The sequence below is a fragment of the Streptomyces sp. NBC_01351 genome, from assembly GCF_036237315.1.
GTDB lineage: Bacteria > Actinomycetota > Actinomycetes > Streptomycetales > Streptomycetaceae > Streptomyces.
Genome location: NZ_CP108356.1, coordinates 3,571,564 through 3,587,271, shown reverse-complemented (window position 1 = coordinate 3,587,271; position 15,708 = coordinate 3,571,564). Strand labels below are relative to the sequence as shown.

Sequence of the window (15,708 nt, the reverse complement as noted above, 5' to 3'; positions counted from 1 at the left end):
GACCGCGCAGCTCACCTTTACTGGCCTTGGTTCGCAGCCCTTGTCGCGCCACGCGCGGGTGCGGTACAAACGCGCGACACGCAGGGCCGGAACCGGCCAAGGCGGGGAGTAAGCGGCGGCGGGAGTAAATCGGTGGGACTTGTCCGGTCCTGCTCGCACAATGAAGGCGATGACCAATACTGCCGAGCAGCTGCTCGCCGCCGTCGCCCCGCTCCCGCACGCCGCCCGGCTCCGGTTCACCGCCGTCACCGCCCGCCGCCTCGCCGACCGGGGCGAACTGGCCCCGCTACTGGCTGAATTGGTCGCCCTCGGTCCGTACGAGCGCAGGCTCGCCGCCCTGGCGGCCCTGACCGGTGGCGACGTACCCCACCTCGCGGCCCGGCTCGCCGATCCGGATCCCGTCGTACGCCGGTACGCGCTGCGGGGAGCACGCCGGCTGCCCGTGCCCGACCGGGCCGTCGAGGCCGCCTACGACGACGCCCCGGCGGTCGTTCGCGCCGACCTGGCCCGCCTGCTGTGCGAGGGGACCCGGCCCGAGCTCGCCGAGCGGCTCGTCCCGCGCCTGCGCGCCGAGTACGGCGAGGGCGACGCGGCCCGGCTGCTGCCCGGCTGCTCCACGGAGTTCGCGGCGCGGATGCTGCCGGAGCTCGCCGACGCGGTCCCCTTCGAGGGGTGGGGACGGCTGGGCGGCCGCCACCCCCTGGCCGTGCTCGACCACGCGGACCGCGAGCTCGCCGGCCTGCCCTACCGCTGGCGCGACGCCTGGTGGGCGCGGCACGCCACGGGCATCGGGGCCGCCGTGCCCGCCGCGCCGGAACGCGTCCTCGAACTGCTGGAACGCCACGGCCCGGACACGCTGCCCGGACCGGTGTACGACCGGCTGGACCTCCTGGTCGCGGTGGACGCGGAGCGGGTCACGCGGTGGCTCGCCGACCGGGCCCGCCACCACCACCGCTGGGAGCGGACCCCGAGCCGGGGGGTCCTGCGCCGGCTCGCGGCCGCCGAACCGCCTTCGCTGGCCCGCCTCGCCTCCTGTTGGGTCCACCGGGAGGCGTTCACCATCCTGCTCACGTCGACTCCCCCCTCCCGCCGGCGCGCGCTCGCCGAAGCCGCCTTCGCGGCCGATCCGCGCAGGGCCGGGTCCGCTCTGCGGGACTCCGTGGTCCACCTGCTGCCCGCCTCGCAGCGGCGCGCCGCGGCCGCCGCGAAGATCGAGGCGAGGCGCGGCGCCGAGGGGTTGTCGGACTGGGACTACTGGTGGGCGCTGGCCTTCATGCCGCCCAGCCAGGCCCGGCCGGAGCTGCTCGCGGCACTCCCCGGCGCCGACGTCGACGACCGCGAGGGGATCTGGAGCGCGCTCGTCCGCAACGCCGGGTCCACCCGGGACGCCGCCGTCGTGGCCGAGATCATGACTTTGGCCGCGTCCCGGCTGGGCAACGAGCGCGACTCGGTGCGCGGGGGAGTCCTGGACGACTTCGTACGCCTGCCCGGGGCGCTGTTGGTGACGGCGATGGCGGTGGCGGCCGGGGCGGCGACCGCTGACGGTGCGGGGGCGGATGGAGCGGCTCCGACGGCCGGGCCCGTGGAGCGGCTGTGCCTCGACGGGCTGGAGGCCAGGGACTGCTCGCCCTTGACCCGGGGGACGATCCGCGACCTGGCCCTGGCCCTGCTCGACTGCCCCGCCGAGGAGGCCCTCGCCGCTGCCGGCGCAGCCCCGTACGCGGCGTCGTACGCCCCGTCGTACGCCCGCCGCACCGCCGTCCGCATCCTGGAGGCGCTCACCGCGCACACCGGCACCGCGGAACTCGGCGCCCTGGAGCGCACCCTGCGCGCGGGCCGGGAGGACGCCGTCCTCGAAGCCCTGCTGCCGTGGCTGGACCGGGCCGCCGACCGGGGCGATGCGGAGCCCCTGGTCGCCGTGGCGGAGGCGTTCGGGAGGCGCGTCCACCGGATCCCCGAGCTGCAGGACCGGCTCGCCCGCGCCCTGCGCTCCTGCTCGGACACCGACTTCCCCCGGGTGGCCGCCCTGTGGCTGGGCGACCGGGCGACGCGCGGCGAACGCGTGGCGCAGCTGCTGGAGCAGGAGCCGTCGGCCGCGCACACGGCGCCCGTGCTCGGCGTACTGGCCGCCGAGCGGACCGATCTCCTGGACCGGGTCCTCGTCGAGACGCAGCCCCCGGGCCGCTTCCCGCTGCCGGGTGCGGCGCGCGCACTGCCCGACCTCCGGTACGCCGCACGATGGCTGCCCCGCCAGCAGGAGGCCGCGGTCCGGCTCGTCCGGGCGTCCCTCGGCGACGAGAGCCGGGGCCTGGACGAGCGTGCGGCGCTGCTGCGCGCCGTGGCCTCCGTACCGGAACACGGGCCCGCCCTGGTCCGGCAGTACCTGCCTTCCGCGAAGCCGGGGGGCCTCCCCGTCGAGCCCGGGGGCCTCCTCGTCGAGCCGGGCGGTGGCTCCGTCGAGTCTGGCGGTGGTCCGGTTGAGCCGGGCGGCGGCTCCGTGGAGCCGGGGGGCCTCCTCGTTGAGCCGGGCGGTGGCTCCGTCGAGCCCGGCGGCCGCCCGGCCGAGCCTGGCGGCGGTCCGGTTGATCCTGGCGTACCCGTCGAACCCGGGGGCGGCCCGGTCGAGCCTGGCGCCCCCGTCGGGCCCGGCGGCGTACCCGTCGAGCCGGTGTTCGTCCGCGCCGCGCTGGAGGCCTCGGCCCACGGCTACGATCCGGCCGAGGCCCTCGCGACCCTGCTCGACCACGCCGGGACCGACGGGGCGTCGACCGCCTGGGCCGCTGCCGGGCGCGTCGCGAACCGAGCCCGCCCCAGCCTGGTCACCGCCCTGCTCCGTGACCTGCTGACCCGCGAGAGCGGGGTGAAGGTGACCGTCCGCAAGTCGGCGGCCCGCCTGGCGGCCCTGCACCTGCCGCGGGAACCCGCCGCGGTGCTGCTCGCCGCGACCGCCCGGGACCCCCGCACCCATCCCGACGTACGGGCGGCCGTCAGCGGCCAGGCCACCTCCCTCCTCCCCGCGCCCGGCGCCTGGGAGATCCTGGAGGCGGTGGTCGCCGACGGCCCCGCAGCGGCCCGGAAGGAGTTCCTGGGCCGCAAGCCCCTCCACGTCCCAGCACCCCACCGCCCGCGCTACGCGGCGCTGGCCGCCCGGCTGGCGGTCGTCGAGGACAGGGAAGTGGCCGCCGTGGCGTTGTACGCCCTCGCGGACTGGGCCTGGTACGCACCCGAGGCCACAGCGGTCCTGGGCGACCTCTGGTGCGACCTCTCGGTTCCCGCCGACAGCGTGCAACGCGCCCAGTACAGCCTGCGCGTCATCGCGGGGTCCGAACTGCCGCATCCCGTGGGCGGGGCCGAGCCGGGCAGCGTCCTGCACGGAGTCGTCAACCGACTCATGGAGATCGTCGCCGCCGGCGAGTCCCAGGACTCCGGCGGTCGTCGGGGCGTCGACCTGCCGGCCCGGCGACGGTTGGAGTCCCTCCTCGGAGGCATGTCCGGCTCGCGGGGCCCGGCCCGGCTGTACGGATCCCTCGCGCGTCAGCTGGCCGACGTGCCGGCCCTGACGTCCCTGCGGGCTTCGCTCCTCGTCGAGGCCGTCGACCTCACCGCGCCACCGCGCGAGGTGGAGGCGGCTCTGCGCGAGATCGCGCACGCGGCCCAGGGGCGTCCCGTCCTCGCGGGTCAGCTCGCCCGCGACCTGCACGCACACCACCGGTACGGAGACGCGTTGGACGCCCCGGAGTCCGTGCTCGCCGCCGTCGCGGCCATGGGCGAGGGCCTCGCGGAAGGCCTGCTCGCGGTCGCCCTCGCCTCGGCCATCGGCCTGCGCCAGGACTGGCCGGACCCCTGTCGCGGCGCCGTCCTCGCCCTGCGCGACCATCCCGAACAGGAGGTGCGCGACGCCGCGTACGCGGTGGTGGTGGGCAGCACCTGAGCCTTCGGGGCGGGGACGCCCGGAGGGTGCTACCCGCCCGAGGCGATCCGGTACGCCCCCGGCGTCGTCCCCGTCCACCGCCGGAACGCCCGGTGGAAGGCGGTGTCCTCCGAGAACCCCAGCCGAGCCGCCAGCTCCGCGATCGGCTCCCCGCTCTCGGCCAGCCCCGCGATCGCCGCGTCCCGCCGCACGTGGTCCTTCAGTTCCTGGAACGAGGTCCCCTCCTGCCCGAGCCGCCGCCGCAGCGTCGCCGGGGACACCGCGAGCAGCGCCGCCACCTCCCCGAGCGCGGGCAGCCGCGGCGAGGCGCGCAGCCGCTGGGTCAGGGTCCGGCGCACCTGCTCCGCGACCGTGGTCCCGTACTCCGGGCGTGACAGCAGGTCGAAGGGGGCGCGGCGCAGCATCGCGTCGAGCGCGGCCTCGTCCCGTACGAGCGGAGCCGTCAGCCAGTGCGCGTCGAACGCGGCCCCCGTACGGTCCTCGCCGAAGCGGACCGGGCAGTCGAAGAGGATCTCGTACTCGTCCTTGTGTGGCGGCGGGGGATAGGCGAAGGCGGCGCCGGCGAGAGGGATGCGCCGCCCGATCAGCCAGCTGCTCAGCCGGTGCCAGATCGCGAGCACGCACTCGGTGAGGAACCGCTCCTCGTCGCGGGCGAAGTCGTTGCGCACGGTGAACCGCGCCTCGGAGCCCGTGACTTCGAGCACCAGCTCCGGACCGCCCGGGAACAGTCCGTAGAAGGCGGCGGCGCGCTCCATGGCCGCGCCCAGGTCGCGGCAGCCGAGCGAGGCGTAGCACATCATCGCGAAGGTGCCGGGGCGGCTCGGGACCGCGCTCAGGCCGAGGAACTCGTCCTGCGTGGTCCGGTACAGGGCCCGGAACAGCCGGGCGAACTGCGCGGGCGTGATCCGTGCCCGGTCGTCGCCCAGCAGCAGCGGCGGGATCTGCGCCTCCTGGAGCAGCGGCACGGTGTCGATGCCGCTGCCGCGGGCCCCCGCGAGCACGGCCCGCACGTGGTGCACGGTGATCGTCCGCCTGCCCATGGTCCGACGGTAACGCGCGGGGGCGCCGGGCGATACGTGCGTGACGGCGGCGGGTGGCGGCGGGTGGTGCCGGTTTGAGCGCTCAGGCCAGTGCGCGTGACGCTTCCGGTCATGCCGTCGCACCGGCCCGGTTGCCTAGCGTCGAAGGCCACCAACTCCCGGGAGGGCATGCGATGGACGTCGTCGACGACGGTCGGCCGAGCACGCTGGCACGGTTCACCCAGTGGACCGAGGAGCGGTACGGGCCGGAGGCAGCCCTCAGGTTCCGGGCGCCGGGGGAGGGTGGGGAAGCCTGGCAGACCCGCACCTACGAGGAGCTGGGGGCGGAAGTGCGGTCCGTCGGGCGCGCGTTGCTCGGCCTGGGGGTGGCGGCCGGCGAGCGGGTCGCCGTACTGGCGGAGACCCGGCCGCAGTGGACGTACACCCACTTCGGGGTGCTGGCGGCGGGCGCGGTCCTCGTACCCGTGTATCCGACGGCGGGCGAGGAGGAGCTCGCCTGGGTCCTGGCGGACTCGGAGGCGGTGCTCGTCGTCTGCGACGACGCCGCGCAGGCGCAGCGGGTCGAGGCGCTCCGGGCGAAGCTGCCGCGCCTGCGGGAGGTGGTCCTGATGGACGACCTCCCCACCCTTCCCCTCGCCCCGGCGCCCGAACTCCTCGCCCGCTCCGAGGCGGTCACCCCCGACGCGGACGCCTCGATCGTCTACACCTCGGGCACGACCGGCCTGCCGAAGGGCTGCCGCTTGACCCACGCGAACCTGGGCGCCATCCAGGACGCCACCCTCCCGCTGGTCCGGGGCGGCCCCGGGGACTCCACCTACCTCTACCTCCCGCTCGCGCACCTGCTGGCGCAGCTGATCCAGTTCACGACGCTGCTGGAGGGCGGGGAGCTCTGCTACTTCGGCGGCAGGATCGAAGACGTCCTCGCCGAGCTGTCCGTCGTGCGCCCCACCCATCTGCCCTCCGTCCCCCGCCTGTTCGAGAAGCTGCACTCGGTGGTGCTCTCGCTGGCAGAGTCCCAGGAGGGCGGCCGGGAACGCCTCGACGAGGCCGTGCGCACGGGACTCCTGGCGGCGGAGCGCCGACTCCCCGACTCCCTCGTCGAGCAGCACGCCGAGGCCGACAAGACCCTCTACTCCCTGGTCCGCAGCGCCTTCGGAGGCCGGCTGAAGTGGGCGCTGACCGGCGGCGCCCCGATCGCCCCGGCGACCCTGGACTTCCTGCGGGCCTGCGGGATCGCCGTGTACGAGGGGTACGGGATGACGGAGTCGGGCGGGGTCATCTCCCTCAACCACCCGGATGCGGTGCGCTACGGCACGGTGGGCCGCCCCATCGCGGGCTGCGAGGTGCGGATAGCGGAGGACGGCGAGGTGCTCGCCCGAGGCCCGATGGTCTTCCCGGGCTACCACGCCAACGCGTCGGCGACATCCGAGGCGCTGGACGCGGAGGGCTGGCTCCACACGGGCGACCTCGGCGAACTCGACCCCGAGGGTTACCTCAGCATCACGGGCCGCAAGAAGGAGCTGATCATCACCTCGGCGGGCAAGAACCTCACGCCGACGGAGGCCGAGTTCGCCATCCAGCGCTCCCGCTACGTCTCCCGCGCCGTCATGATCGGCGACCGCCGCCCCCACCCGGTCGCGCTGATCACCCTGGACGCGGAGGAACTCACGTCCTGGGCCACCCGCGAGGCCGTGGACCTGGGCGACTCCCCGTCAACCCACCCGTCGGTCCGCGCCCTGATCGCGGAGGCGGTCGCCGAAGCCAACACCACCCTCTCCCGCCCGTCCCGCATCCGCGCCTTCCACATCCTCCCGGAGGACTTCACCCCGGAGGCGGGCACCCTCACCCCCACCCTCAAACTCCGCCGCAGAGCGGTGGCGGAGCGCTACGCGAGCGAGATCGAGGGGCTGTACGGGGGGTAGGGGGCGGGGGCGGGGCGGGGACGCCCGGCGGGGCGGGGTGGTACGGGGCCACGCGCGTGCGGCACTTCTCCCCCCTCGGGCCCCGCCCGGGGGGCGGGGGTTGCCCACCCGCCCCCGAGCTGGGGGGCGGGGTCGGGGGGCGGGGTCCATGCTGAACGGAATCAGAGAAGGCTTGGGGGTTTCCCGTCAGTCTCATCGTCCTTCCGTGTCGGGCCGCCCTGTCAAGGGCGCTCCTTCGTCGCGTCGCTTCGCGATTTCGCTGCGCTCAACCCTTGACAGACCGTCCCGCCACGGAAAAACGAAGACTGCCGGGAAACCCCCAAAAGAACGGGCCGGGCCAGAAGACAAAGGGCGGGGCGGCCGGGAATGTCCGACCCTGCTCCGGTAGGGGCAGGCTCCAGCCCGGGCCCGTCAGCCCCGGCCTTGAACCGGGCAGTCGGCCAGCCCTCACCAAACAGCGACCACAAGCACCCCAGCCCCCGACCGGCGCGTCAATCGCTACGCGCTCCTCCACGACGGCGTCTGCAGCAGTCTTGGGCTGGTCATAAGCCGCGGCAGATCGCTACGCGCTTCTCGACGACGGCGTCTGACCGCCGTCTGGGGCGGAAACGATCCCAAATGACGGCCATGTCGAGCTGTGCGGCGGTCAGGCGAAGGAGCCGACGAAGACAGCTGTCGATTTTCCTCAATTGCACCTGTTTAGGCATGGGTTTGTGGTGACGTCTTCGTCCTGACGTGAATCCAGCTCGGCTGGGCCGACGAACGGCCCTTCCAGGCCTCCCGTCAGCTCTTTTCGCCCCTCATCAGCCCCAGGCGGCCGACGGTCGCCGTTGTCGAGAAGCGCGTAGCGATCCGTGGCGGCCTATGCCCAGCCCAAGAGTGCTGCAGACGCCGTCGTCGAGGAGCGCGTAGCGATTTGACGCGCCTGCTGCCCCCGAGGTGCTTGTGGTCGGTGTTTGGCGATGCCTGGCCGCCTGACCAGTCCTGATGGAGGCCTGGGAGGGCCCGAGGCCGGGCCTGCCCCCTACCGGAGCAGGGTCGGACATCCCCGACCGCCCCGCCCTTTTCCTTTGTCCCCCGGCCCGTTCTTTTGGGGGTTTCCCGGCAGTCTTCGTTTTTCCGGGGCGGGGCGGTCTGTCAAGGGTGGCCGAAGGCCATCGCGAAGCGACGCGACGACGAAGGAGGAGCGCCCTTGACAGGGCGGCCCGACGCGGAAGGACGATGGGACTGACGGGAAATCCCCAAGCCTTCTCTGATTCCGGTCAGTGAAGGTCCCGCCAACCCCCGAGCCCCCGACCCCGCCCCGCCGTCTCGGTTCCTCCTGCGACGATGCCGGGATGCGTGCACTCCATGAGTTGATCAACGTCGAAGATCCAGCCTGGCCCGCCCTCCTTGAGGAGCTCGCCGGTTCGCAGGTGCCGGTTGAGGTGGTGGCCGCTGATGCCGAGTGTGGGCGGGCCGGCTTGCTGCAGTTTCAGGTGACCGCCCGGTCGTACCTCGGGGGGATCGTGCTCAACTGTGGCGGACTGCTCGTGGACGGGGGGTGGCTGCGGGTCTTCGGGAGTCCGGGTGCCGCAGCCTCCGGTGGGCTGCCGGGCCCGCCGGGGCTGGCCGAGGTCAACGGCATGCCTGCGGCCTTCGATCCTGTGTGGCGGCCGGACGCGGGGTTGGTGGTGGCTCATGACGTGTTGGGCGGGGTCTTCGCCCTCAACGGCATGGACCCCGGCGCCGTCGGTCGGCCTGGCGAAGTCGGCGAGGTCGTCTACTTCGCTCCCGACGCGTTGGGTTGGGAGGCGCTCGGCGCCGGGTATTCGGCGTGGCTGTCATGGATGCTCGCCGGGAACCTTGAGGGGTTCTACGAGGGCGTGCGGTGGCCCGCGTGGCGCGAGGAGGTCTCCGGGCTGCACGCCAGGGAGGGCCTGTCGGTCTACCCGCCGCTGTGGTCGGCCGAGGGGCGTAGGGATCTGGAGGCGGCCAGCCGTCGCCGCGTACCGATGGCTGAGTTGCTGGGCTTGAGCCGTGATACGTGTGTGCAGCTCAACGGGGTCGATCCGGGGTTCCTCGGCCTCGTGTGAACGTTAATCGGCCCTTCGGCCGGGTATCCGGCCAACAACGGGAGAGGGGGACTGTCGTGCGGCGTGCCGTGAGGGTGTTGGGGCGGGGGGTCGCTGGGGTGGGGGGAGTGGTGGCCCTTGCCGTGGGTGGATGGGTGGTGTGGCTGCTGCCCGGGCCGCAGTTGGCGGCCGTGGTGGGGGTCGGGCCCGTGGACGGGGTCGTCAGGATCGACGAGTGCCACGGGGCCAGTGACGCGGAGGGCCATTCGGACGGCACCGGCTGCACCGGCTGGTACACCCCGCGGCGGGAGGACCGGCCGGATCGGGAGATCGTGCTGGACATGGCCGCCGAGCGGTACGAGAAGGGCGCCGAGGTGGAGGTCCGGACGGCGAACGGGAAGGCCTACGAGCTGTCGGGGTACGCCGTGCAGGAGCTCGGCACCGGGGCCGGGCTGGTCCTCGTACCGTTCCTCACCCTGTCGGCGTGGCTGTTGGCCAGTGCGAGCCGCGGCCGGTTCGGGGACGGGGAGGGGTTCTTCTTCGCCGGGCTGGGCGGGCTGATCCTCGTCATCGCGTTGGGATTCGTGGGAGGCCTTGTGGTCGGGATCGGTACGGCCGTCTTCTGAACGGGGTCGTGCGTGCAGCCAGGGTGGGTGGATGGGCCATTGCCGTTGCTCCGTAGGCGAGTTGATCGCCTACGGTTGGCGGCGTGAGGATCAGACTGATGATGCGACTTGTGGGCAACGTGTTGGGCGGACTCCTGCAGGTCGTGGGTGTCATCGTGATCAGCACGCGCTTCGACAGTGCCTGGCGCTGGCCGGCGCTGTTCTTCGCGGTGATCTCTCTTCTTGCCTTCTATCGCGGTGCCCAGCTGGCCCTGAAGGGCCTGATGTTCGGCTCGTCGGGCGGCGGGGCCGCTGCCTAGACCCTGCCGGCGTGGACGTGGTGGACGTGGTGGACGTGGTGGACGTGGCCGATCCGGTCGATATCCGAATGCGCCGGCTCGGGCCCGACCGTAGGGTCCTGAAGCTGTGAGCACCCTCCTCCACCAGCCGGATCTCCCCGCCGACGAGCTCCTCCGCACGCTGCGGGTACGTCACCCACACGCGGCCGTCGAGCGGGCCGTCATGCCCTCGGGCGTCGTGGTGATCGGGGTGTCCGTGGCGCGCGACCGGGTGCGCGAGGTGTGGGACGAGTGGCGCCGCAGTCACGGAGAGACCGGCTGGTGGCCTTACGTCACGCTGCACTCTCCGGAGGGCCTGGCCCGCTCCCGCCGGTTCGAAGGCGCCGACTCCACCACCGTGGAGGAGCTGGTCCGGTGGTCGATGGAATGCGCCTTCGACGACGAGGACGACCGGGAGGGCTGGCGCGACGACTACGACCCGGACCGGCTGGCACGGCAGTTGGGTCCGGCACTGGCCGAGCCGCTGCCGGGAGTGTCGCGCTGGGGGACCGGCGACCGGGACGGCTGGGTCCGTTCGACGGTGTGGTCGCTGTGGTGGGATTGAGCCGCCGACGGCCGGTTGGTTACCGAGGACTTCGGGCCGTCGTCGGGTTGTGGCGCATCAGCGCCGTCCGGCGGGCCGTTACCCAGCCGGTCGGATGGACTCAGCCGTAGCAGCCGCGCCCCGATGGAGAATGATCAGATGAACACCGACGTCCTCCGCGCACCGCAGGCCCAGGCTCTGCGCCACGTTGCCGCGCTGTCCTCCGGTCCCGCGCTGGACGCGGAGCTGCGGGTGACGCTCAACTTCCACCCGGACCGGCGCGTGCGCGGCCGCCGCACCGTCCTGGAGGCGCTGGCCGAGGACGGGGTCTACCGCTCGCAGTTCGTCACGGGGACGAGCAACGGCGGGCTGACCGCCCACCCCGGCGGGGACCGGTGGCGGTGGGAGAGCCGGATCTTCGGCGGGGCCTACGACGAGGCGCCCGCGCACGAGCGGCCCGTGTACGGGGCGTTGAACTTCCGGCGCAAGCCCATCGGCGGTGCCCCCCGCTTCGGGTCCGCGCACTTCCGGCTGCGCACCGAGGCGCAGGCGCGGACCACGTTCTGTTACCCGGACAGCTTCCTGGAGCCGTCGGACTTCGGGGTCGCGGGCGCCGGCGCGCGGCTCATCGTGCTCGCCGAGGCCGACGCGCAGGACGCCCTCGACGACTACATCGAGGCGCAGGTCCACGGCCCGGTGCGGTTCGACCGCGATGTGGAGGCGCTCGTACTCGACCCCTCCCACCGGGGCACGGAGGTGGAGGCGGCCGCCGGGCGGCTCGGCTGCCCGGTGGAGTGGCATCCCGGGTTCCGGCTCGCCGTGGAGGAGCTGCGCCGCCACCCCGACTACCGCGGCCGGGAGTTCGTCGAGCTGGGCGCCGAGATCGCCGTCGACGGGTGGCTGGATCCCCGGATTCTCGGCGAGGCGGCAGGGGAGGGCGGCCTTCACGACTCGCAGGCGCTCAAGAGGGTGTGGCACTACCTCGCCCGGTTCGGGGCCGGATCGGAGGCCTGACGAGGCCCTGGCGTCGCACTGTCAGCGCTCTGCTCGTCGCCCGTCAGGGGCGACGGGCCGGCGCCGCCGTCGGCGCCGACCTGGGCGGCCGCCCGTTCACGCGCCGGCGGTGACCCGGGCCGCGAAGGAGTCCAGGTTGCCGGACATCCGCTCCAGCCGCTCGTCGAGCGTCAGGGACTCCTCGTACCGGGCCGTCCGCAGCTTCGGCAGGCGCTTCCCGCGGACGTAGAGGGGACACGCGAGGTCCGCGCACACGTAGATCCCGACCGTGTTCCCCTCGCGGCCGCGGGCGCCCGCCAAAGGAGCCGCGAGCAGGGTGACCCCGGAGGAGGCGTGGGCCGTCAGGCACAGCTGGCAGAGACTCGACTTCAGGGCGCTGGTGCGGCTCACCGAGGGCACGCGGAGCGAGATGCCGAGGGGGCCGTCCGGCCGGGGGATCACGAGGTGCGCCTTCAGAGGCGCGCCCGGATCCACCCAGCCGAGGAAGTCCAGTTCCTCCCACGGCAGTTCGGCGAAGTCGAGCGGCAGGCGCAGGCGTGACGCCTCACCCTTGGTGCAGTTCGCGAAGGATGACCGGATCTGTTTGTCGCTGAGTGGTTCCACGAGCATCGACCCTAATGTCCTCCCGGGTCGGCCCGCATTTCATTATCTTCGGGAAGTCGGACACCGTGAGGAGGGCATCGCCCTCCTCACCGACATCGCTCATCACCCAGCCGTGGACAAGTGGGACCGGATGGAAGCCGCCGTGGCCCTGGGCAACCTCGGCGCGGAACGCGCACCGGCCCTGCTCGCCGCGTTCGCAACGGACCCGACCCTGCAGGCGGACGCCCGCGTCAGGGCCGCCCGCGCCCTGGCGGAGGTGGAAGGACACCGCGCGCGGGGCATCAGACTGCTGGCCGCGTTCGCCGACGACACGCGCTGGGGCAGGTGGATCCGGTCGAGTGCCTCGGCTTCGCTGAGCGGCCTCGGCTTCGCCCGGATCCGCCGGTGACTCGGGCAGCTCGGGAGGCCGCCGTCGCAACCGGGCGTACCCGCGCGGCGTCCCACGACTGACGGCGACGGGACGGGCAGGGGGACGGATGACCACGGAAGGCGACGGGTCGCCCCGGCAGCGGCTGACGGGCTTGCTGTGCGCGGAGGCCCGGCGGGCGGGGCTGGGCAGCCGTGAGATCGAGGCGGGTCTCGTTGCGGCCAAGGAGAAGTCCGCGCGGGCGGCGGCCCATGCGGGTTCACCGGATCCGCTCGCGACGATCCCGTACTCCAAATCCCATGTGGACCGGGTGCTGAAGGGCCTGGCGCCCGTGCCGTCGTGGCCGTTCGTCCGGGAGTTCCTGAAGGTCACCAGCAAGGCCTCCGGGCTGTCGGCCGAGGAGTTCCGCGAGCTCTGCGAGACGGCGAAGGGTCTGGTGCGGGCGGCCGCCCATCAGGTCGCCCCGGTCCCGGTCCCGGTCCCTGCCCCTGCCCCCGCCCCCGCCCCCGTGGACGGTGGACGCGACACCGTCGCCGTCCTCCGCCTGGAGGTGGAGCTCGAACGCGCCCGCCACAAGGAGACGCGGCTGCGCTACGCGCTGCGGGACGCGCAGGTGTTCATCGCGACCATCTGCTTCATCGTCAACGAGCTGCGCGAGATCATCGCCGACCGCGACGCCCTGCTGGCCCGGATCCACCACGGGTCCGGCGACGCCCGGCTGATCGCGGCGGTGCGTGACGACACCGGGCAGGCGTTCTCCCTCAAGCGCACCGCCGAGACGGAATCGGACCGGGCCGTCGCCCGGGTCCGCAGGCTCGAAGGGTTCTGGGAGCAGGCCCGGGGTGACGTGCAGCGCCTCGCCCTGCACTCGGACGCCGCCGACCTCGCCCTCTCCCCGGCCCACGGGACGGGGACGGGGCCAGGGCTGGTGCCGCAGGAGTTCCTGGCCGGGCCCGCGCTCGACGACATCGCCGGCGCGCTGGCCAAGGCCAAGGCCCTCAACGACAGTCAGGACGAGGTCGCCCGGGAGCTCGAGGTGACGCTCGGCCCGGCGACGCAGCCGGACTACGACGACGAGTTCGCCGTACTCCTCGCCGCCACGAGGCTTCCCGACGGGGGCCTTCGGGGTGAGGCGGTCAGGTCGCTCGTGGACAACTGGGCGGATCGGCCGGTGACGCGCGAGACGCTCCTGCGCATGGTCGACGACGAGAACGCCCGGACGCGGATCGCCGTGGTCGGAGGCCTCGCCAGGCTCTGTTCCGGAGACTCCGACGGGCTGGCGGCGCTCCTGCGCGTGGCGAGCCGGGACCCCCGTCCGGACGTCCAGCGCGCTGCGGTGCGCGCCCTCTCGCTCGGTTGGCCGGGCGACTCCCACGCGCGGGACGTCTATTTCGTGATGGCCCTGAACAGCGTGGAGCTGCCCTACGCACTGGAAGCAATGGCCACCGGATGCTCGGGCGACAGCGTCGTCCGCGACTACGTCATCGCCCTGGCCGAGGGGGCTGTCGACGGCGGGCGTTCGCTCGTCGCGGAGGCCTTGATGAACGGCTGGCCAGGCGACGACGTCGCCCGCGGCTGCCTCATGAACCTGGTCCGCGACGCCGATCCGGAGGTACGGATCGCTGCCGCCCGAGCACTGGGTGGCGGTTGGCGGGGGGATCCCGAGGCGTGCCCCGTCCTCGTGGATCTCCTCCTCCACGACGACGACGTGAACGTGACCGCCGTGGCGGCGAGGGAGCTCGTGAACGGCTGGCCGGACGATGTGAAGATCGCCGCCGCGCTGAACGCACTCGCCAGGGGTGCCGACGCGGTGCGGCTGGGCTTCATCGGGCTGGCGTCCGAGTACAACTGGTACCTGGCGACGCGGTCGGGCAGCGAGTAGTGGCGGGCTCGAAGGTGAAGGGCCCCGCCAACGGCCCCGCAAAGGGCCGCACCAAGGGCCGCATCAAGGGACGGGTCCTCCCCGTGCTCGCGCTCTTCGCCGCGCTGCTGATGCTGCTCCACGACCGGATCCCGAACCGGGTCGGCGGCCTCGGCAGCCTCGTGCAGACCTTCCTGCCCTGGAGCGGGATCGTCGTGCTCCTCCTCGCCGGGCTCGCGCTGCTGCGCAGGTCCCGCCTCGCGCTGGTCGCCGTACTCGTGCCCGCGCTCGTCTGGACCGCCCTCCACGCCGGCACCTTCACCGACCGCACCGCCGCCGCCACCGCCGCCGCAGGAACGCGCACCGCCACGCTGACCGTCGTCACGCACAACGTCGACGACGAGAACCCCGACCCCGCCGGGACCGCCCGCGCCCTCGCCGCCACCGGGGCGCAGCTCATCGCCCTGGAGGAGTTGGTCGAGCCCGCCACCGGCCGGTACGCGGAGGCGCTCGCGGGCGCGTACCCGTACCACGAGGTGCGCGGCACGGTCGGGCTGTGGTCCACGTACCCCCTCCGCGATACGCGGGCCGTGCCGATCATGGAGTGGACCCGGGCCCTGCGCACCACCGCGCAGACCCCGGAGGGGCCGGTCACGGTGTACGTGGCCCACCTGCCCTCCGTACGCGTACGGCCGGCCTCGGGCTTCGACACGGCCCGCCGCAACGCGGCCGCGCGGCGGCTCGCGGAGGCCGTGCGGGGCGGTCCGGCCGGGCGCACCCTCCTGCTCGGGGACCTCAACAGCACCACCGGGGACCGGGCGGTCGCCCCGCTCATGACGCAGTTCCGCCCGGCACACGACGCGGCGGGCGCGGGCTTCGGCTTCAGCTGGCCGGCGGGGTTCCCGGTCGCCCGCATCGACCACGTCCTGGTCCGCGGCCTGACCCCGGAATCGGCCTGGACCCTCCCCGCGACGGCGAGCGACCACCTCCCGGTGGCGGCCCGGGTCCGCTTCTAGCCGTACGGGTGCTCGGTGAGGCGCTTCACCTCGGACGCGTGGTAACTGAGGCTGTCCTCGGTGCGGCCCGAGGTGTAGAGGACCGTGCCGACGGCGGCGAAGGGGAGCGAGAGCAGGGCGAGCGCGAGGAGGACGGCCACGTCGCGTTCCTCGTCGCAGGCTTTGCCCTCGGCCTGGACGTACGACAACGAGCGCCCGCGCCTGTCCTCGTCCTCGTAGAAGACCCGGGATTCGCAGTCGTTGTCGTCGTCGTCCGCGGGGGTGAAGGGGAGCAGCAACTGGGCGCCGATCCACAGCCAGACGGCCGCCGCGGCGGCGAGCAGGCCGAAGCCCCACGTCATCTTGCGGGTGGCGCGGGCACGGAAGGCGGTGTCGTACACCAGTGCTCGTGATGCGGTCATCCGGCTGAAGCT

The 15,708-nt window shown here is 73.6% G+C and carries 13 protein-coding genes; 10 read left to right on the top strand and 3 right to left on the bottom strand.

Features of this window, described 5'->3' with window-relative positions; genetic code table 11:
* The first annotated feature begins 169 nt into the window (after positions 1-169).
* Complete coding sequence (locus tag OG625_RS16225) at positions 170-3,931, top strand: hypothetical protein (protein WP_329380976.1); 3,762 nt, start codon at positions 170-172, stop codon at positions 3,929-3,931.
* A gap of 29 nt (positions 3,932-3,960) precedes the next feature.
* On the opposite strand, the gene OG625_RS16220 is transcribed toward OG625_RS16225, so the two are convergent.
* Positions 3,961-4,971, bottom strand: a complete 1,011-nt coding sequence (locus OG625_RS16220) for an AraC family transcriptional regulator (RefSeq protein WP_329380974.1) — start codon at positions 4,969-4,971, stop codon at positions 3,961-3,963.
* A 173-nt stretch (positions 4,972-5,144) separates the two neighbouring features.
* Between OG625_RS16220 and OG625_RS16215 the strand changes: the two genes are divergently transcribed.
* The 6 genes from OG625_RS16215 to OG625_RS16190 all read left to right on the top strand — a co-directional run bounded on the left by OG625_RS16215 (position 5,145) and on the right by OG625_RS16190 (position 11,448).
* On the top strand, positions 5,145-6,893 hold the full coding sequence (locus OG625_RS16215; RefSeq protein ID WP_329380972.1) for an AMP-dependent synthetase/ligase: 1,749 nt from the start codon (positions 5,145-5,147) through the stop codon (positions 6,891-6,893).
* Between the two features lie 1,337 nt (positions 6,894-8,230).
* Positions 8,231-8,968 (top strand): DUF2625 domain-containing protein, encoded by a 738-nt coding sequence (locus OG625_RS16210; protein WP_329380971.1) that lies wholly within the window; start codon positions 8,231-8,233, stop codon positions 8,966-8,968.
* A gap of 110 nt (positions 8,969-9,078) precedes the next feature.
* Positions 9,079-9,573, top strand: a complete 495-nt coding sequence (locus OG625_RS16205; protein ID WP_329380969.1) for a hypothetical protein — start codon at positions 9,079-9,081, stop codon at positions 9,571-9,573.
* An 83-nt stretch (positions 9,574-9,656) separates the two neighbouring features.
* The gene (locus OG625_RS16200; RefSeq protein WP_329380966.1) at positions 9,657-9,872 is read left to right on the top strand and encodes a hypothetical protein; all 216 of its coding nucleotides are present in this window, start codon (positions 9,657-9,659) and stop codon (positions 9,870-9,872) included.
* Positions 9,873-9,978: 106 nt separating this feature from the next.
* Positions 9,979-10,455 (top strand): hypothetical protein, encoded by a 477-nt coding sequence (locus tag OG625_RS16195; RefSeq protein ID WP_329380965.1) that lies wholly within the window; start codon positions 9,979-9,981, stop codon positions 10,453-10,455.
* Between the two features lie 138 nt (positions 10,456-10,593).
* A complete protein-coding gene (locus OG625_RS16190; protein WP_329380963.1) occupies positions 10,594-11,448 on the top strand; it encodes a DUF3626 domain-containing protein in 855 nt (284 codons plus the stop codon).
* 96 nt (positions 11,449-11,544) lie between these two features.
* On the opposite strand, the gene OG625_RS16185 is transcribed toward OG625_RS16190, so the two are convergent.
* On the bottom strand, positions 11,545-12,051 hold the full coding sequence (locus OG625_RS16185) for an FBP domain-containing protein (protein ID WP_329390714.1): 507 nt from the start codon (positions 12,049-12,051) through the stop codon (positions 11,545-11,547).
* 112 nt (positions 12,052-12,163) lie between these two features.
* Here OG625_RS16185 and OG625_RS16180 point away from each other — a divergent pair, with 112 nt between their 5' ends.
* From OG625_RS16180 to OG625_RS16170, 3 genes are all read left to right on the top strand, one after another.
* Positions 12,164-12,439, top strand: coding sequence for a hypothetical protein (locus OG625_RS16180; RefSeq protein WP_329380961.1), 276 nt, complete (start codon positions 12,164-12,166; stop codon positions 12,437-12,439).
* Between the two features lie 88 nt (positions 12,440-12,527).
* The gene (locus tag OG625_RS16175) at positions 12,528-14,300 is read left to right on the top strand and encodes a HEAT repeat domain-containing protein (RefSeq protein ID WP_329380959.1); all 1,773 of its coding nucleotides are present in this window, start codon (positions 12,528-12,530) and stop codon (positions 14,298-14,300) included.
* Positions 14,301-14,410: 110 nt separating this feature from the next.
* A complete protein-coding gene (locus tag OG625_RS16170; protein ID WP_443067893.1) occupies positions 14,411-15,295 on the top strand; it encodes an endonuclease/exonuclease/phosphatase family protein in 885 nt (294 codons plus the stop codon).
* Here OG625_RS16170 and OG625_RS16165 read toward each other — a convergent pair.
* Positions 15,292-15,696, bottom strand: coding sequence for a hypothetical protein (locus OG625_RS16165; protein WP_329380955.1), 405 nt, complete (start codon positions 15,694-15,696; stop codon positions 15,292-15,294). The genes OG625_RS16170 and OG625_RS16165 overlap by 4 nt on opposite strands.
* Between the last annotated feature and the right edge of the window lie 12 nt (positions 15,697-15,708).

Bases quoted from the DNA above. Each gene is read 5' to 3' on its own strand.
- OG625_RS16210 (WP_329380971.1), top strand. From the start codon at position 8,231: ATGCGTGCACTCCATGAGTTGATCAACGTCGAAGATCCAGCCTGGCCC.
- OG625_RS16220 (WP_329380974.1), bottom strand. From the start codon at position 4,971: ATGGGCAGGCGGACGATCACCGTGCACCACGTGCGGGCCGTGCTCGCG.
- OG625_RS16215 (WP_329380972.1), top strand. From the start codon at position 5,145: ATGGACGTCGTCGACGACGGTCGGCCGAGCACGCTGGCACGGTTCACC.
- OG625_RS16190 (WP_329380963.1), top strand. From the start codon at position 10,594: ATGAACACCGACGTCCTCCGCGCACCGCAGGCCCAGGCTCTGCGCCAC.
- OG625_RS16225 (WP_329380976.1), top strand. From the start codon at position 170: ATGACCAATACTGCCGAGCAGCTGCTCGCCGCCGTCGCCCCGCTCCCG.
- OG625_RS16175 (WP_329380959.1), top strand. From the start codon at position 12,528: ATGACCACGGAAGGCGACGGGTCGCCCCGGCAGCGGCTGACGGGCTTG.
- OG625_RS16165 (WP_329380955.1), bottom strand. From the start codon at position 15,696: ATGACCGCATCACGAGCACTGGTGTACGACACCGCCTTCCGTGCCCGC.
- OG625_RS16170 (WP_443067893.1), top strand. From the start codon at position 14,411: ATGCTGCTCCACGACCGGATCCCGAACCGGGTCGGCGGCCTCGGCAGC.